Annotated in this window: 22 protein-coding genes; 20 read left to right on the top strand and 2 right to left on the bottom strand. The window is 75.1% G+C overall.

Features of this window, described 5'->3' with window-relative positions:
- The 12 genes from KVT14_RS18090 to KVT14_RS18035 all read left to right on the top strand — a co-directional run.
- Positions 1–1,103, top strand: a 1,103-nt coding sequence (locus KVT14_RS18090) for an FtsQ-type POTRA domain-containing protein (protein WP_254631221.1), incomplete at its 5' end; no start/stop codon positions are given.
- A 139-nt stretch (positions 1,104–1,242) separates the two neighbouring features.
- The gene (gene ftsZ, locus KVT14_RS18085) at positions 1,243–2,493 is read left to right on the top strand and encodes a cell division protein FtsZ (RefSeq protein WP_147793783.1); all 1,251 of its coding nucleotides are present in this window, start codon (positions 1,243–1,245) and stop codon (positions 2,491–2,493) included.
- Positions 2,494–2,497: 4 nt separating this feature from the next.
- Positions 2,498–3,259 (top strand): peptidoglycan editing factor PgeF, encoded by a 762-nt coding sequence (gene pgeF / locus KVT14_RS18080; RefSeq protein ID WP_217616933.1) that lies wholly within the window; start codon positions 2,498–2,500, stop codon positions 3,257–3,259.
- 123 nt (positions 3,260–3,382) lie between these two features.
- Positions 3,383–3,868, top strand: coding sequence for a cell division protein SepF (locus KVT14_RS18075; RefSeq protein ID WP_147793781.1), 486 nt, complete (start codon positions 3,383–3,385; stop codon positions 3,866–3,868).
- Positions 3,869–3,892: 24 nt separating this feature from the next.
- A complete protein-coding gene (locus KVT14_RS18070; RefSeq protein WP_147793780.1) occupies positions 3,893–4,183 on the top strand; it encodes a YggT family protein in 291 nt (96 codons plus the stop codon).
- A gap of 157 nt (positions 4,184–4,340) precedes the next feature.
- Positions 4,341–4,997 carry a DivIVA domain-containing protein gene (locus KVT14_RS18065; protein WP_217616936.1) on the top strand — a complete coding sequence of 219 codons (657 nt, stop codon included), beginning with the start codon at positions 4,341–4,343 and terminating at the stop codon, positions 4,995–4,997.
- A gap of 159 nt (positions 4,998–5,156) precedes the next feature.
- Complete coding sequence (locus KVT14_RS18060) at positions 5,157–5,573, top strand: TraR/DksA family transcriptional regulator (RefSeq protein ID WP_246855314.1); 417 nt, start codon at positions 5,157–5,159, stop codon at positions 5,571–5,573.
- Positions 5,574–5,668: 95 nt separating this feature from the next.
- Positions 5,669–6,382, top strand: coding sequence for a signal peptidase II (locus tag KVT14_RS18055; RefSeq protein WP_217616932.1), 714 nt, complete (start codon positions 5,669–5,671; stop codon positions 6,380–6,382).
- On the top strand, positions 6,375–7,310 hold the full coding sequence (locus KVT14_RS18050; protein WP_217616931.1) for an RluA family pseudouridine synthase: 936 nt from the start codon (positions 6,375–6,377) through the stop codon (positions 7,308–7,310). Before KVT14_RS18055 ends, KVT14_RS18050 begins: the two co-directional genes overlap by 8 nt.
- Before the next feature lie 78 nt (positions 7,311–7,388).
- Complete coding sequence (dnaE, locus tag KVT14_RS18045) at positions 7,389–10,967, top strand: DNA polymerase III subunit alpha (RefSeq protein WP_217616930.1); 3,579 nt, start codon at positions 7,389–7,391, stop codon at positions 10,965–10,967.
- 124 nt (positions 10,968–11,091) lie between these two features.
- A complete protein-coding gene (locus tag KVT14_RS18040; protein WP_254631219.1) occupies positions 11,092–11,484 on the top strand; it encodes a helix-turn-helix transcriptional regulator in 393 nt (130 codons plus the stop codon).
- Positions 11,481–12,080 (top strand): SRPBCC family protein, encoded by a 600-nt coding sequence (locus KVT14_RS18035; RefSeq protein ID WP_217616929.1) that lies wholly within the window; start codon positions 11,481–11,483, stop codon positions 12,078–12,080. The genes KVT14_RS18040 and KVT14_RS18035 overlap by 4 nt, the downstream gene beginning before the upstream one ends.
- 107 nt (positions 12,081–12,187) lie before the next feature.
- On the opposite strand, the gene KVT14_RS22645 is transcribed toward KVT14_RS18035, so the two are convergent.
- Positions 12,188–12,406 carry an RNA-binding S4 domain-containing protein gene (locus KVT14_RS22645; protein ID WP_308161149.1) on the bottom strand — a complete coding sequence of 73 codons (219 nt, stop codon included), beginning with the start codon at positions 12,404–12,406 and terminating at the stop codon, positions 12,188–12,190.
- A gap of 64 nt (positions 12,407–12,470) precedes the next feature.
- Here KVT14_RS22645 and hisD point away from each other — a divergent pair, with 64 nt between their 5' ends.
- Both hisD and KVT14_RS23245 read left to right on the top strand, forming a co-directional pair.
- A complete protein-coding gene (gene hisD / locus KVT14_RS18025; RefSeq protein WP_217616927.1) occupies positions 12,471–13,793 on the top strand; it encodes a histidinol dehydrogenase in 1,323 nt (440 codons plus the stop codon).
- A gap of 13 nt (positions 13,794–13,806) precedes the next feature.
- Positions 13,807–14,481, top strand: coding sequence for an HAD family hydrolase (locus KVT14_RS23245; RefSeq protein WP_217616926.1), 675 nt, complete (start codon positions 13,807–13,809; stop codon positions 14,479–14,481).
- 65 nt (positions 14,482–14,546) lie between these two features.
- On the opposite strand, the gene KVT14_RS18015 is transcribed toward KVT14_RS23245, so the two are convergent.
- Positions 14,547–16,736, bottom strand: coding sequence for a RecQ family ATP-dependent DNA helicase (locus tag KVT14_RS18015; RefSeq protein WP_217616925.1), 2,190 nt, complete (start codon positions 16,734–16,736; stop codon positions 14,547–14,549).
- 101 nt (positions 16,737–16,837) lie between these two features.
- On the opposite strand from KVT14_RS18015, the gene KVT14_RS18010 reads away from it, so the two are divergent.
- The 6 genes from KVT14_RS18010 to KVT14_RS17985 all read left to right on the top strand — a co-directional run.
- On the top strand, positions 16,838–17,968 hold the full coding sequence (locus KVT14_RS18010) for a histidinol-phosphate transaminase (RefSeq protein ID WP_217616924.1): 1,131 nt from the start codon (positions 16,838–16,840) through the stop codon (positions 17,966–17,968).
- On the top strand, positions 17,965–18,579 hold the full coding sequence (gene hisB, locus KVT14_RS18005; protein WP_147793768.1) for an imidazoleglycerol-phosphate dehydratase HisB: 615 nt from the start codon (positions 17,965–17,967) through the stop codon (positions 18,577–18,579). Before KVT14_RS18010 ends, hisB begins: the two co-directional genes overlap by 4 nt.
- The gene (locus tag KVT14_RS18000) at positions 18,576–19,211 is read left to right on the top strand and encodes a hypothetical protein (protein WP_308161148.1); all 636 of its coding nucleotides are present in this window, start codon (positions 18,576–18,578) and stop codon (positions 19,209–19,211) included. The genes hisB and KVT14_RS18000 overlap by 4 nt, the downstream gene beginning before the upstream one ends.
- Before the next feature lie 70 nt (positions 19,212–19,281).
- The gene (gene hisH, locus KVT14_RS17995; protein WP_217616923.1) at positions 19,282–19,929 is read left to right on the top strand and encodes an imidazole glycerol phosphate synthase subunit HisH; all 648 of its coding nucleotides are present in this window, start codon (positions 19,282–19,284) and stop codon (positions 19,927–19,929) included.
- A gap of 61 nt (positions 19,930–19,990) precedes the next feature.
- Positions 19,991–20,731, top strand: a complete 741-nt coding sequence (gene priA / locus KVT14_RS17990) for a bifunctional 1-(5-phosphoribosyl)-5-((5-phosphoribosylamino)methylideneamino)imidazole-4-carboxamide isomerase/phosphoribosylanthranilate isomerase PriA (RefSeq protein ID WP_217616922.1) — start codon at positions 19,991–19,993, stop codon at positions 20,729–20,731.
- Positions 20,728–21,258 (top strand): SseB family protein (locus tag KVT14_RS17985; protein ID WP_217616921.1); only part of this gene is annotated, 531 nt, incomplete at its 3' end. The genes priA and KVT14_RS17985, both read left to right, overlap by 4 nt.

Here is a 21,258-nt window from a genome sequence, read left to right as displayed (position 1 = left end):
GCTGGCCCCCCCCCCCCCCCCGGGCGCCGCGCCCGGCCCCGGCGCGCCGTCCCGCGCCCCGGACCACCCCGGAGGACGGCGACGCGACCGCCCCCACGGCGGCGGTCCCGTCGGCGGGGCGTCCGGCGACCCCGCGCGCGGACGGTCGCCCGGCGGCTCCGCGCGCGACCGGCGCCCGGACCAGCACCCCCGGTGCCGGAACCCCCGGGGCCGGCACCCCCCGGACGGCGGAGACGCCGACGGCCGCCCCGGCTCCCGGCGGCCGGCGCACCTCCGGCTCCACCGCCCTCGCCCCGCGCACGGGCGTGTTCCCCGTCCGCCCCCCGGTGGTGAGCCAGGGGTCGGCCGCACGCTTCGCCGAGCGCGCCCGCGCCCGGCGCCGGCTGGCCTGGCGGCAGATCCTGATCGCCGCGGGCTCGGTCGTCGCGGTCGGTGCCCTCGCCTGGCTGCTCCTGCTGTCCCCGGCGCTCGCCCTCGACGCCGAGCAGGTGCGGGTCACGGGCGCGGGCACCGTGGTCGCCGTCGACCAGGTGCGGGACGTGGTGGACGACGAGGCGGGCACCCCGCTGACCCGGCTCGACACCGCGGCGCTGCGCCAGCGGCTGCTCGACGTGCCCGGGGTCCGCGACGCGGCCGTCACCCGGGACTGGCCGCACGGCCTCGCGGTGCAGCTGGAGTCCCGCGAGCCGGTCGCCGCGGTGCCGGAGGCGTCCGACGTCGCCCAGCACGCCGACGGCGACGACGCGACGGGGCCCGGCTACGCCCTGGTCGACCAGGACGGCGTGAAGGTCGGCCGGTCCGACGCGCCGCCGGAGGGCCTGCCGGTCGTCGAGGTCCCGGTGGGCGAGGCACGGATCCTGTCGGCGGCGCTCGGCGTGCTCGAGGCGCTGCCCGAGGACCTGCTCGGGGCCATCGGCCAGGTGTCGGCGGGCACCCGGGACACCGTGCGGTTCACGCTGCGCGACGGCGCGACCGTCGAGTGGGGGAGCGCGCAGGACTCGGCGCTCAAGGTGGCGGTCCTGCAGGCCCTGCGCGTGGCGCCCGAGACGGCGGGCTCGGCGCGGTACGACGTGTCGGCGCCGACGATGCCGGTCGTCGGGTGATCCCGGCCCGACACGCGCGCACCGGTCGTTGAACGACCCGGGCGCGCCACATACCGTCACACCTAGACAGAACTGACATAACTATAACCCTCTAGTTGAGGGTGAAGGTTCGTCGACATCGCAACGAGAGGCACCCACCGTGGCAGCTCCGCAGAACTACCTGGCGGTCATCAAGGTCGTCGGCATCGGTGGCGGCGGCGTCAACGCCGTGAACCGCATGATCGAGGTCGGCCTCAAGGGTGTCGAGTTCATCGCCATCAATACCGACGCCCAGGCCCTGCTCATGTCCGACGCGGACGTGAAGCTCGACGTCGGCCGGGAGCTGACCCGCGGCCTCGGCGCGGGCGCCGACCCCGAGGTCGGCAAGAAGGCCGCCGAGGACCACGCGGAGGAGATCGAGGACGTCCTGCGCGGCGCCGACATGGTCTTCGTGACCGCGGGCGAGGGCGGCGGCACCGGCACCGGCGGCGCGCCCGTCGTGGCCCGGATCGCCCGCTCGCTCGGCGCGCTGACCATCGGCGTCGTGACGCGCCCGTTCACGTTCGAGGGGCGCCGCCGCACCGTGCAGGCGGACTCGGGCATCGAGGCGCTGCGCGCCGAGGTCGACACGCTCATCGTCATCCCCAACGACCGCCTGCTGTCGATCTCCGACCGCTCGGTGTCGGTGCTCGACGCGTTCCGCTCGGCCGACCAGGTGCTGCTCTCCGGTGTCCAGGGCATCACCGACCTCATCACCACGCCGGGCCTGATCAACCTCGACTTCGCGGACGTGAAGTCCGTGATGCAGGGGGCGGGGTCGGCCCTCATGGGCATCGGCTCGGCCCGCGGGGAGGACCGCGCGGTCCAGGCGGCCGAGCTGGCGATCTCCTCGCCGCTGCTCGAGGCCAGCATCGACGGCGCCCACGGCGTGCTGCTGTCCATCCAGGGTGGTTCGGACCTCGGCCTGTTCGAGATCAACGAGGCCGCGCGCCTGGTGCAGGAGGCCGCGCACCCCGAGGCCAACATCATCTTCGGCGCGGTCATCGACGACGCCCTCGGCGACGAGGTGCGCGTGACCGTCATCGCGGCCGGCTTCGACGGCGGTGCCCCGGTGGTCCGCCGCGACGGCCGCGGGCTCGGCCAGGTCTCCGCCGGCGGCGGCCAGGCCGCGCAGCAGGCGCCCGCGTCGATCCCGCCGGCGGCGGCCGTGCCGACGACGACCGCGGCGCACGCCGCGGTCCCGCCGCGCCCGGTCGGCCCGGACGAGGAGCGCCGCCAGGCGGCCGAGGTCCCCGCGTTCCTCACCCCGGACCAGGCCGGCACGAGCCAGCTCGAGGTCCCGCGGATCTTCGAGGAGGAGGTCGCCCGCCGCAAGGAGGACGACCTGGACGTCCCCGACTTCCTCAAGTAGCGGCGTGGCGCTGCCGGTTCTCGGGGTCGACCTCGGCCCCGGCGTCCGCGCGGGGTTCACCACCCGCGCGGGCGGCGTCAGCGCGTCCCCGTGGGCGGAGCTCGACCTCGGGCTGCTGGTCGGCGACGACCCGGCCCACGTGCGGGAGAACCGCGCGCGCGTCGCGGCGTGGGCCGGCGCGCCCGTGGCCTGGGCCACCCAGGTGCACGGCGCGGACGTGCACGTGGTCGGTGGCCCGGCCGACGCCGCGGGCGACACGGTGGGGGAGGCCGACGCGCTCGTGTCGGCCGTCCCCGGCGCCGCGGTGGGCGTGCTGGTCGCGGACTGCGTCCCGGTGCTGCTGGCCGACGCGGGCGCGCGGGTGGTCGGCGCGGCGCACGCCGGGCGGCGCGGCCTGGTCGCCGGCGTCGTCCAGGCGACCCTCGCGGCCATGGTCGCGCAGGGTGCCGACCCGGGCCGGGTGCGCGCCGTCGTCGGGCCGGCGATCAGCGGCGCGCGGTACGAGGTGCCCGCCGCGATGCGGGACGAGGTCGACGCGCTGGTCCCGGGCACGGCCTGCACGACCGACGCGGGCACGCCCGGCCTCGACCTCCCGGCCGGCGCGGCCGCGGTGCTGCGGGCGGCCGGGGTCGGCGACGTGCGCGTCCCGGGCTGGTGCACCGACGCCGACCACCGGTTCTACTCGCACCGGCGCGCCCAGCGCGCCGGGACCCCCACCGGGCGGTTCGCCGGGGTGGTCGCGCTCGCGGAAATGCCGGGTGCGTGATATGTCCGGAAATTGCTCCGAGGACACGCCGACACGCCGCGTGTCGAAGCGCGTTCGCATCCCGGCGCATTGCTAGCGTGACGGCGCAGGAGATGTGAGCAATTCGGGGATGGAGTGATCGCGATGGCCGGAGCGCTGCGCAAGACCATGCTGTACCTCGGGCTTGCCGACGACCGGGGCGAGCACGACCAGTACGTCGACGAGTACGACGAGCCGGAGGCGACGGTGGGACAGGACTACGAGGCCGAGGTCACGCCGCTGCGCCGCGAGCCGGCGCCGGAGCGACCCGTCGCCGCCGCGGCCCCCGCGCCGCGCCACGACGGCGAGGTGCGGCGGATCACCACGATCCACCCGCGCTCGTACAACGACGCGCGCAAGATCGGCGAGGCGTTCCGCGAGAACACGCCGGTCATCATGAACCTCTCCGACATGGACGACGCCGACGCCAAGCGGCTCGTCGACTTCGCCGCCGGCCTCATCTTCGGCCTGCACGGCGCGATCGAGAGGGTGACCAACAAGGTCTTCCTGCTGTCGCCGCAGTCGGTGGAGATCACCGGTGACGGGCGCGCCCCCGAGGGCTCCCGCGCCGGCTTCTTCAACCAGAGCTGACGAGGATCGGGGAGACTGGGACGCGTGACCCTCGTCCTCGGCCTGCTGCAGATCGTCGTCCTGGCCTTCATCCTGGTCCTGCTCGTGCGCCTCGTCCTCGACTGGGTGCAGTACTTCGCGCGGGACTGGCGTCCGCGCGGTGCCGCGCTCGTGGTCGCGGAGATCACCTACTCGGTGACCGACCCGCCGCTGCGCGCGCTGCGCCGGGTGATCCCGCCCCTGACCCTGGGCTCCGTGCGCCTGGACCTGGCGTTCCTGGTCCTCATGCTCGGCTGCTCCTTCCTGCTCTCGCTGCTGGGCGCGCTCGCCGCATGACGCGGCCCCGCGCGCAGCACGCCGGCCCGGTGGCCGGCACCCGCGCACGCCCCGCCGACCGGGTCGCGTGCACAAACCGGAATGTCCGCTACGGTGGCCCGAGGTGGTCGGCGGACTGCCACCGGCTCGACCCAGTACGACCGAAGAGGTGACGACGATGGCACTGCTCACAGCAGACGACGTCCTGAACAAGAAGTTCCAGGCGACGAAGTTCCGCGAGGGGTACGACCAGGACGAGGTCGACGACTTCCTCGACGAGGTCGTGAACACCCTCCGGGAGACCCAGAGCGAGAACGAGGACCTCAAGTCCAAGCTCGCCGCGGCCGAGCGCCGGATCGCCGAGCTGAGCCGCCAGGGGGCGCAGTCCGCCCAGGCGCCGAAGCCCGAGGCCGAGAAGCCCGCGCCCGCCCCGGTGCCCGCCGCCGCCCCGGCGCCGGCCCCGGTCGCCACCGCTCCGGTCGCCCCGCAGCGGCAGAGCGAGCCCGAGTCGGCCACCGGCATGCTCGCCCTGGCGCAGAAGCTGCACGACGACTACGTGCGCAGCGGCCAGGAGGAGGGCGACCGCATCGTGAACGAGGCGAAGGGCCAGGCCCAGCGCATCGTCCGCGAGGCGGAGGAGACCTCGGCCCGCACGCTGTCCGAGCTGGAGCAGGAGCGGTCGATCCTCGAGCGGAAGATCGACGAGCTCCGCGTCTTCGAGCGCGACTACCGCACGCGCCTGAAGAGCTACCTCGAGAACCTGCTGGGCGACCTCGACAACCGGGCCAGCGCGCTGCCGCAGCGCGGTGCCCAGGGCGCCACCCCGTCCGTCTGACGGATCGCACGCTCGTCACCCACGACACACCACGCCCGGCCTCGGGCGTGGTGTGTTGTGCGTCCGGGCGACGGGCGACTAGTCTCTGCGGACTCATCTGAGGAAAGAGGACCCGACGTGGCCATCAACGACTCGCTCGACGCGACCGCTGCCCGCCCGCTGCCCGACCTGACGGACGCGGCCACGCGGTTCCCGGTCCGCGCCGGCGAGGACCCCTGGACCGAGGAGGAGGTGCGCGAGGTCGCCACGGAGCTGATCAGCGAGATCGACCGCCTGACCTCCGAGCTCGCCGCCGCCGACGAGGAGCTGTCGAACCTGCTCCGCAACTCCGGGGACGGCGCGGGCGACGACCAGGCGGACTCCGGCTCCAGCGCCCTCGAGCGCGAGCACGAGCTGACCCTGGTCAACAACACCCGGGACATGCTCGAGCAGACCACCCGCGCCCTGGCCCGCATCGACGCCGGCACCTTCGGCCGCTGCGACTCCTGCGGCGAGGCGATCGGCAAGGCGCGGGTGCAGGCGTTCCCCCGCGCCACGCTCTGCGTGTCCTGCAAGCAGCGCGAGGAGCGCCGCTGACCCCTCGCGGACGACCGCGTGACGACGGCCCCCCGGCGCGACGCCGGGGGGCCGTCGTGCGTCCGGGGGCGCGCGCGCCCGTAGACTCCTGCGCGATGTCCGCCACCTCCGGCCCCGCCGCCGACGACGCGCGCCCCGACGCCGCGTCCGCCGCGCCCGTGCCGCCCGCGTCCGAGCCCGCCGCGTCCGGGGCCGGTGCGCCTGCCGCGCCCACCGCCGACCCCGAGGCCGTCGCGCCGGCGCGCCGCCGGCGGCTCGTCGCCACCCTGGTCGCCCTCGCCGCCGTCACGCTGGTGCTCGACCAGGCGACCAAGGCCTGGGCGCTCGCCGGCCTGGACGAGGGCGTGCGGCACCCCGTGCTCGGTGACCTGCTCGGCCTGCAGCTCCTGTTCAACCCCGGCGCCGCGCTGGGCCTGGCCACGGGCACGACGTGGCTGCTGACGATCGTCGCGATCACCGTCGTGGTGGTCATCATCCGCGTGTCCCGGCGGCTCGGGTCGACGGGCTGGACGATCGCGCTGGGCCTGCTGCTCGGCGGCGCGCTGGGCAACCTCGTCGACCGGCTGATCCGCGACCCGGGCGTGTTCATGGGGCACGTCGTGGACTTCATCGCGTACGGCGACCTGTTCGTCGGCAACGTCGCGGACATCGCGATCGTGGCCGCGGCCGGCCTGCTCATGCTGCTGTCGCTCATGGGCGTGCGGCTGGACGGGACGCGCGAGCGCCGCGAGGACGCGGCGGAGCCGGGCGACGGCGCGGCGGGCGCGACGCCGGCCGCGACGCCGGAGGACGGCCGCCGCGATGGCTGACGTCCGCACCCTGCCCGTGCCCGACGCCCTCGCGGGCGAGCGGGTGGACGCCGCCCTGTCCCGGATGCTCGGCCTGTCCCGCACCCGCGCCGCGGAGCTCGCCGAGGGCGGGTTCGTGCGCGTCGACGGCGTGGCCGTGGGCAAGTCGGCCCGGCTGCCCGGGGACGCGTGGCTCGAGGTCGAGATGCCGTCGGTCGCGCCCGTCTCCACCGTGCCGACCGAGGACGACGTGCCCGCGCTGCGCGTGGCCTACGAGGACGACGACGTCGTGGTCGTCGACAAGCCGGTGGGCGTGGCCGCGCACCCGTCGCCGGGCTGGACCGGCCCCACCGTCGTCGGCGTGCTCGCCGCGCGCGGCTACCGGATCTCCACCTCGGGCGCCGCGGAGCGGCAGGGCGTCGTGCACCGGCTCGACGTCGGCACCTCGGGGCTCATGGTCGTCGCCAAGAGCGAGCACGCGTACTCGGTCCTCAAGCGCGCCTTCAAGGAGCGCACGGTCGAGAAGGTCTACCACGCGCTCGCGCAGGGCCACCCGGAGCCCACCACGGGCACCATCGACGCCCCGATCGGCCGGCACCCCAGCCAGGACTGGAAGTTCGCGGTCACGGCGGAGGGCAAGCCCTCGGTGACCCACTACGAGGTGCTGGAGATGCTGCCCGCCGCGTCGCTGTGCGAGGTGCACCTGGAGACCGGGCGCACGCACCAGATCCGGGTGCACTTCCAGGCGCTGCGGCACCCGCTGGTCGGCGACCTGACCTACGGCGCCGACCCGGCGCTGACGGAGCGGGTCGGGCTGACCCGGCAGTGGCTGCACGCGATGCGGCTCGGCTTCGCGCACCCCGCGGACGGTCGGTGGCTCGAGGTCACCAGCGAGTACCCCGCGGACCTGGCGCACGCCCTGGAGACCCTGCGCGACGGGTACCGCTGAGGCGGAGCGGTGTGACGTCCGCCCCGGGGGCGGCGGGGCGGCACGGGGCTGTCGGAGCCTCGACCTAGGATGGCTCGCATGGCATCAGGTGGCAGCAACGGGTCCGACTTCGTCCACCTGCACGTCCACTCCGAGTACTCGATGCTGGACGGCGCGGCGCGGGTCGGGGAGATGCTCGCGGAGGCCCAGCGCCTGGGCCAGACCGCGATGGCGATCACCGACCACGGGTACCTGTTCGGGGCGTTCGACTTCTACTCCCAGGCCAAGAAGCTCGGCATCAAGCCGATCATCGGCGTCGAGGCGTACGTCACCCCCGGCACCAGCCGGTTCGACCAGACGCGCGTCCGCTGGGGCGAGGCGCACCAGGCGTCCGACGACGTGTCCGCGCGCGGCGCCTACACGCACATGACGCTGCTGTCCCGCACCACGGCGGGCATGCACAACCTGTTCCGGATGGGGTCGCTGGCGTCCCTCGACGGGCAGATGGGCAAGTGGCCCCGCATGGACCGCGAGCTGCTGCAGACCTACAGCGACGGCCTCATCGCGACGTCCGGCTGCCCGTCCAGCGAGGTGCAGACCCGGCTCCGGCTGGGCCATTGGGACGAGGCCGTGCGTGCGGCGGGCGAGCTGCAGGACATCTTCGGCAAGGAGAACTTCTTCGTCGAGGTGATGGACCACGGGCTCGAGATCGAGCGCCGGACCGTCAAGGACCTCATCCGGCTCGCCGAGCAGATCGGCGCGCCGCTCGTCGCGACCAACGACCTGCACTACACGACCAAGGACGACGCGCACGCCCACGAGGTGCTGCTCGCGGTGCAGTCCGGGTCGACCCTCGACGAGCCGACCTACGACCAGGGCGGCTCGCGGTTCGCGTTCGGCGGCGACGGCTACTACGTGAAGTCCGCCGAGGAGATGCGCCGCACCTGGGCCGAGCTGCCGGAGGCCGTCGACAACACGCTGCTCATCGCCGAGCGGTGCGACGTCGAGTTCCCGACCGGCGCCAACTACATGCCCCGGTTCCCGGTGCCCGCGGGCGAGGACGAGAACTCCTGGTTCGTGAAGGAGGTCGAGGCCGGCCTCCAGCGGCGGTACAAGGGCAACGTCCCCGACGACGTCCGCAAGCAGGCCGAGTACGAGACCGGCGTCATCGTCCAGCTCGGGTTCTCCGGCTACTTCCTCGTCGTCGCCGACTTCATCCAGTGGGCCAAGGACCAGGGCATCCGCGTCGGGCCGGGCCGTGGGTCCGCCGCCGGCTCCATGGCGTCGTACGCCATGGGCATCACCGAGCTCGACCCGCTGCGGCACGGGCTCATCTTCGAGCGGTTCCTCAACCCCGAGCGCGTCTCCTGGCCCGACGTCGACGTCGACTTCGACGAGCGCCGGCGCGGCGAGGTCATCCGGTACGTCACCGAGAAGTACGGCGACGACCGGGTCGCGCAGATCGTCACGTACGGCACGATCAAGGCGAAGCAGGCGCTCAAGGACTCCTCCCGCGTGCTCGGCATGCCGTTCGCGATGGGGGAGAAGCTCACCAAGGCGATGCCGCCCGCGGTGATGGGCAAGGACATCCCGCTGTCGGGCATGTACGACCCCGAGCACCCCCGGTACGCCGAGGCCGAGGAGTTCCGCCAGGTCGTCGCCGCCGACCCCGAGGCGCAGCGCGTCCTCGAGACCGCGCGCGGCCTGGAGAACCTCAAGCGCCAGTGGGGCGTCCACGCCGCCGGCGTCATCATGTCCAGCGAGCCGCTGATCGACATCATCCCGATCATGAAGCGGCCGCAGGACGGCGCGGTCATCACGCAGTTCGACTACCCGACGTCCGAGGGCCTCGGCCTGATCAAGATGGACTTCCTCGGGCTGCGGAACCTGACGATCCTCGACGACGCCCTGCGCAACATCGTCATGAACGGCAAGCCGCAGATCGAGCTCGACGACATCGAGCTCGACGACCGCGCCACCTACGAGCTGCTCGGCCGGGGCGACACCCTCGGCGTGTTCCAGCTCGACGGCGGCCCCATGCGGTCCCTGCTGCGCCAGATGCGCCCCGACAACTTCGAGGACATCTCCGCGGTCATCGCCCTGTACCGGCCGGGTCCGATGGGCATGAACTCGCACACGAACTACGCGCTGCGCAAGAACGGGCTGCAGCCGAACACGCCCATCCACCCGGAGCTCGAGGAGCCCCTGGCGGAGGTGCTCGACGGCACCTACGGCCTCATCGTGTACCAGGAGCAGGTGCAGAAGGCCGCGCAGGTGCTCGCCGGGTACTCGCTCGGCCAGGCCGACCTCCTCCGCCGCGCGATGGGCAAGAAGAAGAAGGAGATCCTCGACAAGGAGTTCGTGCCCTTCGAGGCGGGCATGAAGGAGCGGGGCTACTCCAGCGCGGCGATCAAGGCCGTGTGGGACGTGCTCGTCCCGTTCGCCGGGTACGCGTTCAACAAGGCGCACTCCGCAGGGTACGGCGTCGTCTCGTACTGGACGGCGTTCCTCAAGGCGAACTACCCGACCGAGTACATGGCGGGCCTGCTGACCTCGGTCGGCGACGACAAGGACAAGTCCGCGCTGTACCTGGGCGAGTGCCGCCGCATGGGCATCACCGTGCTGCCGCCGGACGTGAACTCCTCGTCCGCGCTGTTCACCGCCGTGGGCGACGACATCCGGTTCGGCCTCACCGCCGTCCGCAACGTCGGCGCCAACGTGGTCGAGGCGATCGTCCGCACCCGCGAGGAGAAGGGCGACTTCACGTCGTTCACCGACTTCCTCGACAAGGTGCCGGCCGTCGTCTGCAACAAGCGCACGATCGAGTCGCTCATCAAGGCCGGCGCGTTCGACTCGCTCGGCCACGCCCGCCGGGCGCTGCTGCTCGTCCACGAGCAGGCCGTCGAGTCCGTCATCGGCGTCAAGCGCAAGGAGGCGGAGGGCCAGTTCGACCTGTTCGCCGACCTCGGCACCGACGACGGTCCCGGGTTCTCCGTGCAGGTGCCGGACGTCCCGGACTGGGACAAGAAGCAGCGCCTGCAGTTCGAGCGGGAGATGCTCGGCCTGTACGTCTCCGACCACCCGCTGTCGGGCCTGGAGCACGTGCTGTCCGCCGCCGCCGACGTGTCGATCGCGACGCTGAACGCCGACGAGGCGCGGCCCGACGGGTCGACCGTGGTCGTCGCGGGCCTGGTCACGTCGCTGCAGCGCAAGATGTCCAAGCAGGGCAACCCGTGGGCCGCCGTCACGCTGGAGGACATGGAGGGCTCCGTCGAGATCATGTTCTTCGGCGAGACCTACCTCGCCTACTCCACCGTGCTGGCCGAGGACGCCGTCATCGTCGTCCGCGGGCGGGTGCGCCGCCGGGACGACGCCATGCAGCTGCAGGCGATGGAGGTGTCCCTGCCCGACCTGTCGGCCGTCGCGGACGCGCCCGTCGTCGTGACGCTGTCCGAGGCGCGGCTGACCCCGCCCGTGGTGGACCGGCTGCTCGAGGTGATGAAGACGCACCCCGGCATGACCGAGCTGCACCTCCGGGTGGCGAAGGCGAACGGCCGGCGGGCGCTGGTCGTCCCGAGCGACGGCTGGCGGGTCGAGCGGTCGCCCGCGTTGTACGGCGACCTGAAGGCGCTCCTGGGTCCGGGCTGCCTGCAGACGGCGACGCCGGTCCCGGTCTGACGGACCGGCCTCCGCACGACCTCGCCGAGCCTCCGTCCCCGGCCTGCGCACCGACCCCGGCGTGCAGGCCGGGAACGGAGGCTCGGGTCGTTGAGCCTTGCGTTATATAACGCCAGGTGGAAACATGGCGCGGGTGCAGGTGATGGACGCGTTGGGGGACCCGGTGCGGCGGCGGCTCGTGGAGCTGCTCGCCGACGGGTCGCGCCCGGCCGGGGAGCTCGCGGCGGCGGTCGGTGCCGAGTTCGGCATCAGCCAGCCCGCGACTTCCCGGCACCTGCGCGTGCTGCGCGAGGCGGGCCTGCTCACCGCCGAGGCAGACGGCACGCGGCGGCTGTACGCCGTCCGGCCCGAGGCGCTCGACGAGGTGCAGGACTGGGTCGGTGGCGTCCGGCGGTTCTGGGACCAGCGGCTCGACGCCCTGGGCACGGAGGTCGCGCGCGGGCGCCGGGAGCGCGGCGGAGCGGGCTCGGCGGCCGCCGAGCGGCGCGAGGGCGACGACGAGGGGCGGGCGCGATGACGGGCACGGACGGGACGACGGGTCGAGCGGCGGGCGGCGACGCGTCTCCGCGCACGGGCGGGCCAGCGGGTGCGACAGCGCCGGCGGGGGTCGGCGACCCGCTCGGGGCGCTGCGGCTCGGCGGCGAGGCGTCGGTGACGTTCCGCCGCCGGTACCCCACGGACGCGGCGGACCTGTGGGACGCGGTGACGACGCCGGAGCGTCTGGCGCGCTGGCTCGGGCCGGTGCACGGCGAGCTGGTGCGGGGCGGGACGTACGAGCTCCGGATGGGCGCGGACGAGGCGGGCTCCGACCAGAACGCCACCGGTGTCGTCCGGTCGTGCGACCCGCCGCGGGCCTTCGCCGTCGAGTGGTGCTTCCCGGGTGAGCGGGCGAGCGAGGTCGAGGTCCGGGTCGAGCCGGACGCGGCGGGGGAGGGCGCGGTGCTCGTGCTGGTGCACACCCGGCTCGAGGACGCGCAGGCGATCGGCTACGGCGCGGGCTGGCACACGTCCCTGGACCAGCTCGCGGACCACCTGGCGGGCGCGGACGTCCGCGACTGGGACACCCGCTTCGCGGCCCTGCTGCCGGCCTACCGTGCTCTCGCCGAGCGCTGACCCCGCACGACCGCCCGCCGAGATGGCAACTCTCGGCTGTGCGCGGCCGGTCTGAGACAGCCGAGAGTTGCCGTCTCGGCGACGGGTCGTCGGGGGTGCGGCCCGGGTCAGCCGACCTCGGCGGAGTTGGCGCCGCGGGGGTCGTCGACCTCGACCACGTCGCCCTTGCGCAGCTGGCGGCCGCGGCGGGACTCGGGCTCGCCGTTGACCGTGACCTCGCCCTCGTCCAGCAGGGTGCGCGCGTCGGCGCCCGAGTCGGCCAGGCCGGCCAGCTTGAGGAACTGGCCGAGGCGGATGGAGTCGTCGGAGATCGGCACGATGGTCACCCGTCCATCCTGCCAGGGCCGGACCGGCGCGCTGCGCGTCGGCGCCCGCGAATAGACTCGGGTCGTGATCTCCCGCATCGACCTGCGTGGTCGCACCCTGTCCCGCCGTGAGCTGCTCGAGACGCTGCCGCGCCCCGAGCTGGACGTCGAGTCCGCCGCCGCGGCCGTGGAGCCGATCCTCGCCGACGTCCGCGCCCGGGGCGCCGCCGCGCTGCGTGAGCTGGCCGAGCGGTTCGACGGCGTGCGCCCCGAGCACCTGCGCGTGCCCGCCGACGCCATCGCGGCCTCGGTGTCCGTGCTGGACCCGGCCGTGCGCGCCGCCCTGGAGGAGACGATCCGCCGGGTGCGCCAGGTGCACGCCGCGCAGCGGCCCGCCGACCACACCGTGCAGGTCGCGCCCGGCGCCCAGGTCCGGCAGCGGTGGATCCCGGTGCGCCGGGTCGGCCTCTACGTGCCGGGCGGCCTGGCCGTCTACCCGTCGTCGGTGATCATGAACGTGGTCGCGGCGCAGGAGGCCGGCGTCGGCTCGCTCGCCGTGACCTCGCCGCCGCAGCGCGACAACGGCGGCCTGCCGGACCCGGTGGTGCTCGCCACGTGCGCGCTGCTGGGTGTCGACGAGGTGTACGCCGTCGGCGGCGCTCAGGCGATCGGCATGCTGGCCTACGGCGCGGCGGGCTCGGAGCCGGCCGACGGGGACACGCTCTGCGAGCCGGTCGACGTCATCACCGGCCCGGGCAACGTGTACGTCGCGGCGGCGAAGCGCCTGGTGCGCGGGGCGGTCGGCATCGACGCCGAGGCCGGCCCGACCGAGATCGCGGTGCTCGCCGACGGCACGGCGGACGCCGACCACGTCGCCGCGGACCTGGTGTCCCAGGCGGAGCACGACCCGCTGGCGGCGTCCGTGCTCGTCACCACGTCGATCGAGCTGGCCGGTGCCGTCGAGTCCAAGCTGGTGGTCCGGGTGCAGGCGACCCGGCACGCCGAGCGGGTGGCCCAGGCGCTCACCGGGCCGCAGTCGGCGATCGTGCTGGTCGACGACCTCGACGCCGGTCTCGCGGTCGTCAACGCCTACGGCGCGGAGCACCTGGAGATCCAGACCGCCGACGCCGCGGACGTCGCGGAGCGCGTCACGAGCGCGGGCGCGATCTTCGTCGGGGCCTACTCGCCGGTGTCGCTCGGCGACTACATGGCCGGGTCGAACCACGTGCTGCCCACCGGCGGCTGCGCGCACTTCTCGTCCGGCCTGGGCGTGCACTCGTTCGTGCGCGCGGTGCAGGTCGTCGAGTACGACGCGGACGCGCTGCGCGAGGTCGCCGACCGGATCGTGGCGCTGGCCGACGCCGAGGGGCTGCCCGCCCACGGCGAGGCGGTCCGCGCGCGGTTCTGACCGGGCCGGCGTCGTGGGCTTCAGGGCGGTCCTGCTCGACTACCGCGGCACGCTGGTGCCGGCGCCGACGTACCGCAGCCTGGTCGGGCGTGCGCTGAGGCGACTCGGCCGGCCGACCGAGGACGCCGACGTCGAGGCGGTGTGTGTCCTGCTCCGCGCGGGCGACGCGTCGCTCGCGAACGCGCCGGATGTCGATGCCGACGCCGCCCGGCACCGGGCCGCGTACGACCACTGGTTCCGGACCGCGGAGGTGGGCGACGATCTCGCCGCGGCGCTGTATGCGGTCGAGTCCGACGTGGCCGCCGCCCCCTTCGCGCACGACACGCACGAGGTGCTGGCGGCATTGGCCGGGGCGGGGGTGGCGATCGGAATCGTCAGCGACATCCACGTCGACCTCCGTCCCGCCTTCGCGGCGCAACCAGCGCCGGGCGGTGGGTCCCTCGCCGACCTGGTCGGTGCGTGGGCGCTGTCGTACGAGATCGGCGCCGCGAAGCCGGACGCGCGGATCTTCCGGGCTGCGCTCGACGAGCTGGGCGTCGAGGCCGCCGACGCGCTGATGGTCGGCGACCGTGGAGCGTGGGACGGCGCGGCCGTCGACCTGGGGATGACCGCTCTGGTGCTGCCCCCGTTGACCTCGCCGGACCAGCGGCGGCTGCACCTGGTGCTCGACCTCGCGCTGCCGCGCTGAGGAGGCAGCTCGGCCGGTCGGCACCCGGCGGGCGCTCTGTGCCGCCGCGCCGGGCAGCCTCCGGGTCAGCCCACGCCGAGCACGAACGGCAGCACCGCGGCCGCCCCGGCCTGCCGCAGCAGCCGCGCCGCGACCGTGAGCGTCCAGCCCGAGTCGGTGCGGTCGTCGACCAGCAGCACCGCGCGCCCCGGCAGCCCGGCCGCGGCGGCGGGCGCGAGGTCGAGCTCCAGCCGCCGCGCCACGGCCGCGAGCCGGTGCGCGGAGTTGACGTCGTGCCGGGTCGGCGGGCTGTCCGGCCGGGGCGCGACGGCGCCGACCAGCGGGACGCCGAGGTGCCGCGCCACGCCCGCCGCCAGGTGCTCGACGAGCGTCGGCCGGGTCGTCGACCGGATCAGCACGACGCCCTCCGGGCGGTGCTCGGGGTGCCAGGCGTCCAGCGTCGCGAGGACCGGGTCCCGCAGCGCCACGGGCAGCCCGGCGGACGGGTCGGCGTCGCCGCCGAACAGGTCGCGGAGCAGGCCGCCCCAGCCGACCGAGTCGAGCCGGGCGACGGCGCGGCCGGGCTCGGCGTTCTCCTCCGCCGGGATGCGTCCGCGCAGGTCGAGGCCGAGCGTCGCCATGCCGGTCGGCCACTGCCGCCGCGGGTCCACCGCCACGCCCGCCGTCGTCAGCAGCGCCTGGGCGCCGGCGACGTGCTCGGCGTCCGGCGTGACTCCCACCGCGGTGCCGGTGCACCGGTCGCACCGCCCGCACCGCCAGGCCTCGCCGGCCGGGCCTGCGAGCTCGGGGTCGTCCAGCGCCCGGCGCAGGTGCGCCATCCGGCAGCCCTCGGTGGTCACGTAGTCGACCATGAGCTGCTGCTCGGCCTTGCGGGTCGCGGTGACCCGGTCGTACCGCTCGGCGTCGTAGGACCACGGCTCGCCGGTGCCCTCCCAGCCGCCGCGCACCCGGCGGACCGCGCCGTCGACGTCGAGCACCTTGAGCATCTGCTCCAGCCGGGACCGGCGCAGGGACACGTGCGTCTCCAGCGCGGCGGTCGACAGCGTGCCGCCCTCGCGCAGCGCCCGGAGCGCGGCGCGCACGTCGTCCTCCGGCGGGAACGCGGTCGAGGCGAACCACTCCCAGATCGCGCGGTCCTCGCGGCCGGGCAGCAGGACCGCGGTCGCGCGGCCGCCGACGGCCTCCGCGGCGCGCCCCGCGCGGCCGACCTGCTGGTAGTAGGCGATGGGGGAGGACGGCGCGCCGACGTGCACGACGAAGCCCAGGTCGGGCTTGTCGAAGCCCATGCCGAGCGCGGACGTCGCGACCAGCGCCTTGACCCGGTTGGCGAGCAGGTCGGCCTCGGCCACCTCGCGCTCGGCCGGGTCGGTCTGGCCGGTGTAGGTGCGGACGTCGAGGCCGGCGGCGCGCAGGTGCTCGGTGACCTGCTGCGCGGCGGCGATCGTCAGGCAGTAGACGATGCCCGACCCCTCGAACGCCGCGAGGTTCTGCGCCAGCCACGCGAGCTGCGCCGCGGTGTCGGGCAGGCGCACCACGGACAGGTCGAGGCTGGACCGGTCGAGGGGGCCGCGCAGCACCAGGACGTCGTCCCGCACCGCGGTGCCCAGCTGCTCGGCGACGTCGGCGGTCACCCGGGCGTTCGCGGTCGCCGTGGTCGCGAGCACGGGGATGCCGTCGGGCAGCTCGCCCAGCAGGGTGCGGATCCGCCGGTAGTCGGGGCGGAAGTCGTGGCCCCAGTCCGAGATGCAGTGCGCCTCGTCGATCACGACCAGGCCCGCGTCGGCCGCGAGCCGCGGCAGCACCTCGTCGCGGAACTGCGGGTGGGTCAGCCGCTCGGGGGAGACGAGCAGCACGTCGACCTCGCCCGCGGCGATCTGCGCGTGCACCTCGTCCCACTCGGTGACGTTGGCGGAGTTCAGCGTCGCGGCCTTGACGCCCGCGCGCTGCGCGGAGGCCACCTGGTTGCGCATGAGCGCGAGCAGCGGGGACACCAGCACCGTGGGCCCCGCCCCGCGCGCCCGCAGCAGGGCGGTCGCGACGAAGTACACGGCCGACTTGCCCCACCCGGTGCGCTGCACGACGAGCGCGCGCCGGTGGTCGCTCACCAGCGCGTCGATCGCCCGCCACTGGTCGTCCCGCAGCCGTGCGTCCTCCCGGCCGACGAGCCGGCGCAGCACGGCCTCCGCCTCCTCGCGCAGGGCGGCGCGCTCGGCCGCGTCGGGTCCGGTCGGGGCGTTCTGGTCCACGGAAGTCATCGCCCCCGACCCTAGCCACCGCCGCCGACACCCCGCCGCCCCGCGGGCGCCGCCTGTGGACGACCGGCGTCCCGCGGCCGGAGCGCGGATACGATCGCCCGGTGACCGCACCCGACACCGCCCCCCAGGCCGCGCGGCCCGTGCTGCCGGTGCGCCCCGAGCTGGCCGGCGAGGTGCCCTACGGCGCCCCGCAGCTCGACGTGCCGGTGCTGCTCAACGTCAACGAGAACCCGTACCCGCCGTCGCCGCAGGTCGTCGCGGACATCGCTGCCGCCGTCGCGGAGGCCGCGCACGGGCTGAACCGGTACCCCGACCGCGAGTTCCTCGGCCTGCGCGGCGACCTGGCCGACTACCTCGCCGTCGAGTCGGGGGTCCGCGTCGCGCCCGAGCAGGTGTGGGCGGCCAACGGGTCGAACGAGGTCATGCTGCACCTGCTGCAGGCCTTCGGTGGCCCCGGCCGCACGGCGCTGTCGTTCGCCCCGACGTACTCGATGTACCCGGAGTACGCGCGCGACACGCACACCCGGTGGGTGGCCGGCCGACGCACCGAGCAGTTCGACGTCGACCCGGTGGAGGCCCGCGCGCTCATCGCCCGCGAGGCGCCGTCCGTCGTGCTGCTCACCAGCCCGAACAACCCGACCGGCACGGCGCTGGAGCTCGACACGGTGCGCGCGGTGCTCGCGGCCGCGGCCGAGGTGCCGGGGGGCTGCGTGGTCGTCGTCGACGAGGCCTACGGGGAGTTCCGCCGGGAGGGCGTCGAGTCGGCGCTCACCCTGCTCGCGGACCACCCGCACCTGGCCGTCAGCCGCACGATGTCGAAGGCGTTCGGCCTGGCCGGCGCCCGCGTCGGCTACCTGGCCGCGTCGCGGGAGCTGGTGGACGCGCTGCGCGTGGTCCGGCTGCCGTACCACCTGTCGGCGGTGACCCAGGCGACCGCCCGCGCGGCGCTGCGGCACGCGCCGGAGCTCATGGCCCAGGTCGGCTCGCTGCGGGCCGAGCGGGACCAGCTCGTGCTCGACCTGCGCGACCGCGGGCTGCGCGTCGCGGAGTCCGACGCGAACTTCGTGCTGTTCCAGGTCGGCGAGGACCGGCACGAGGTCTGGCAGGGTCTGCTGGACCGGGGCGTGCTGATCCGCGAGGTCGGCCCGGAAGGATGGCTGCGGGTGTCGGTCGGCACCCCGGAGGAGACCGCGGCGTTCACCGCCGCGCTGTGGGAGGTGCTGGGGATTTGAGCACGACGGACGGCGGGCGCACCGCCCGGGTCGAGCGCACGACGAGCGAGTCCAGCGTCGTCGTCGAGGTCGACCTGGACGGCACGGGGCGCACGGAGATCAGCACCACGGTGCCGTTCTACGACCACATGCTCACCGCGCTGGGCAAGCACTCGCTCATCGACCTGACCGTCCGGGCGACCGGCGACACGCACATCGACGCGCACCACACCGTCGAGGACGTCGCGATCTGCCTGGGCGAGGCGCTGCGCGCCGCGCTGGGCGACAAGCGGGGCATCGCGCGGTTCGGCGACGCCACCGTGCCGCTGGACGAGGCGCTGGCGCAGGCCGTGGTCGACGTGTCCGGCCGCCCGTACCTCGTGCACTCCGGGGAGCCCGAGGGCCAGGAGTACCACCTGATCGGCGGGCACTTCACCGGCTCGCTGACCCGGCACGTGCTGGAGTCGATCGCGCACCACGCCGCGTTCGGCATGCACGTCCGCGTGCTCGCCGGCCGCGACCCGCACCACATCGTCGAGGCGCAGTTCAAGGCGCTGGCGCGTGCGCTGCGGTTCGCGGTCGCGCTGGACCCGCGGGTCGACGGCATCCCGAGCACGAAGGGCGCCCTGTGACCGCGGGGACGCCGGACGGGCCCGGGCGCCCGGAGGACGACGACCTCGGCTTCGAGATCCCCGACGACCTGTCGGGGCTCGACGGCCTGGACCCGGCGCCCGCTGAGCCGGCGCGGCCCGCCCCGCAGGCCGACGACGCTCCGTCCGTCGAGGTCCCCGACGACCTCGCGGGGCTGGAGGCCGCGGCCGCCGAGCCCGACGAGCCGGTCGTCGCGATCGTCGTCACCCAGGTCGCGGGCGCGAAGCCGCTCGCCGCCGCCTGCTCGCTCGCGGGGGTCGACGTCGACGCCGTGCCGTCGCCGGTCGGGGCGCTCGCGGTCCTGCGGCACACCGCGGACGCGGCCGGGACCGCCGAGGCCGCGGCCGCGATCTCCCGGATGCTGCGCACCTCGCCGGTCATCCTGCTGGACCGCCGCGCGGGTCGCATCGCCGCCAGCCGCTGGTCGGCGGGGGAGAAGGAGGACGACCTCGCGGCCGGCCTCGTGCTCTCCGGCGCGCCCGACCTGCTCGACGACCTCCTCGTCGGCGGGAAGCCGGTGGGCGAGGTCGCGGGCGTGGAGACGAGCGTGGGCATGTCGCGGTGGGCCGCGATGCGCGCGCTGTCCGCCGGGGGGCGGCGCCGCAAGGACTGACGCCGACGTCACGTCCCGCGCACCGGACGTGGGACGGCCGGTCCGGCGCGCGCCCGGTAGCCTGGGAGGCGTGCCCAGCCAGCCTCGTGTCGTCGTCCTGGACTACGGATTCGGGAACGTCCGCTCGGCCGTGCGCGCCCTCGAGCGGGTCGGCGCCCAGGTCGAGCTGACGTCCGACGCGCAGCACGCCGGGGAGGCCGACGGGCTCGTCGTCCCGGGCGTCGGCGCGTTCGCGGCGGTGATGGCGGGGCTGCGCGGGGTGCGCGGCGAGCAGATCGTCGACCGGCGGCTCGCGGGCGGCCGCCCCGTGCTCGGCATCTGCGTCGGCATGCAGGTCATGTTCGACCGCGGCGACGAGCACGGCGTCGAGACCGAGGGCATCGGCGAGTGGCCCGGGACCGTGGACCGCCTGGAGGCCGAGGTCGTCCCGCACATGGGTTGGTCCACGGTCGACGCGCCCGAGGGCACCCGGCTGTTCGCCGGCATCGAGGACGAGCGGTTCTACTTCGTGCACTCGTACGCCGCCCGCAGCTTCCCGCTGTCCGAGCAGGTCGACAGCGACCGGCTGACCCCGCCGCTGGTGACGTGGTCCGAGCACGGCGGCCGGTTCGTCGCCGCGGTCGAGAACGGCCCGCTCGCCGCCACCCAGTTCCACCCGGAGAAGTCCGGGGACGCCGGCGCCCAGCTGCTCGAGAACTGGGTCGGCTCGCTCGACTGACCGGCCGCGCCGCCACCGGCGCGCCACCCGCACCACCGCACGCCCCCGAACGAGGAGACCCATGTCCGACCGTCTGCAGCTCCTGCCCGCCGTCGACGTCGCCGACGGCCAGGCCGTCCGCCTCGTCCAGGGCGAGGCCGGCTCGGAGACCTCCTACGGCGACCCGCTCGCCGCCGCGCTCGACTGGCAGGCCGGCGGCGCGGAGTGGATCCACCTCGTCGACCTGGACGCCGCGTTCGGCCGGGGGTCGAACGCCCCGCTGCTCGCCGACGTCGCTCAGGTGCTGTCGGGCAAGGGCGTGAAGGTCGAGCTGTCGGGCGGCATCCGCGACGACGCCTCGCTGGAGCGCGCGCTCGCCACCGGCGCCGCCCGGGTCAACCTCGGCACCGCCGCGCTGGAGGACCCGGACTGGACCGCCGACGCCATCGCCCGGCACGGCGACGCCATCGCGGTCGGCCTGGACGTGCGGGGCACCACGCTCGCCGCCCGCGGCTGGACCCGCGAGGGCGGCGACCTCTGGGAGGTGCTGACCCGCCTCGACGCGGTCGGCTGCTCGCGCTACGTCGTCACCGACGTGACCAAGGACGGCACGCTCCGCGGCCCCAACGTCGACTTGCTCCGCGAGGTGTGCGCGCGCACCGACGCACCGGTCGTCGCGTCCGGCGGCATCTCGTCGCTCGACGACCTGCGGGTGCTGCGCGAGCTGGTCCCGGTGGGCGTCGAGGGCGCCATCGTCGGCAAGGCCCTGTACGCGGGCGCGTTCACGCTGCCCGAGGCCCTGGACGTCGCCGGCCGCCCGTGACCGGGCGCGAGCTGCCGCCGACTTCGGCGTTCGCCGGGGACGACGGCAGCGCCGACCCCGCGGTCGCGGCGGCGCTGACCGCGCTGGGCGAGGGCAGCGGGTCGCTCGCCGCCGTCGTCGAGGCCCTGGCGGGCACCCGGGTGCTGGTGCCGGTGCTGGCCGAGCTCGAGGCGGCCGAGACCGTCGAGGTCGGCGGGCACGCGCACACCGTCGACAAGGAGGCGTCCGCCGGCATCGTCGCGCTGCAGGCCCCCGACGGCCGGACGGCGCTGCCGGTGTTCTCGTCCGTCGCGACGATGGCGGCCTGGCGGCGCGAGGCGCGGCCGGTGCCGACCGACGTGGTCCGCGCGGCGTTGTCGGTGGTGAGCGAGGGCTGGGAGCTCGTGGTGCTCGACCCGGGCGGCCCGGTCACGGCGCTGCTGCCGCGGCCGGCCGTGTGGGCGCTGGCGCAGCAGCAGCCGTGGCGGCCGGCGGTGCTGCCGGGCGACGGCGCCGAGGCCGCGGGCGGCGGGGTCGGCGGGCCGGTC

This window comes from Cellulomonas sp. GbtcB1 (assembly GCF_019091725.1).
Taxonomy (GTDB): Bacteria; Actinomycetota; Actinomycetes; order Actinomycetales; family Cellulomonadaceae; genus Cellulomonas.
The sequence above is the reverse complement of the archived record's forward strand: the minus strand, read 5'-3'. Positions and strand labels throughout refer to the sequence as shown.

Coding starts and splice junctions, on each gene's coding strand:
- KVT14_RS18075 (WP_147793781.1), top strand. CDS start 3,383: ATGGCCGGAGCGCTGCGCAAGACCATGCTGTACCTCGGGCTTGCCGAC.
- KVT14_RS18065 (WP_217616936.1), top strand. CDS start 4,341: ATGGCACTGCTCACAGCAGACGACGTCCTGAACAAGAAGTTCCAGGCG.
- KVT14_RS18055 (WP_217616932.1), top strand. CDS start 5,669: ATGTCCGCCACCTCCGGCCCCGCCGCCGACGACGCGCGCCCCGACGCC.
- KVT14_RS18050 (WP_217616931.1), top strand. CDS start 6,375: ATGGCTGACGTCCGCACCCTGCCCGTGCCCGACGCCCTCGCGGGCGAG.
- dnaE (WP_217616930.1), top strand. CDS start 7,389: ATGGCATCAGGTGGCAGCAACGGGTCCGACTTCGTCCACCTGCACGTC.
- KVT14_RS18040 (WP_254631219.1), top strand. CDS start 11,092: ATGGCGCGGGTGCAGGTGATGGACGCGTTGGGGGACCCGGTGCGGCGG.
- KVT14_RS18035 (WP_217616929.1), top strand. CDS start 11,481: ATGACGGGCACGGACGGGACGACGGGTCGAGCGGCGGGCGGCGACGCG.
- KVT14_RS18015 (WP_217616925.1), bottom strand. CDS start 16,736: ATGACTTCCGTGGACCAGAACGCCCCGACCGGACCCGACGCGGCCGAG.
- priA (WP_217616922.1), top strand. CDS start 19,991: ATGTCCGACCGTCTGCAGCTCCTGCCCGCCGTCGACGTCGCCGACGGC.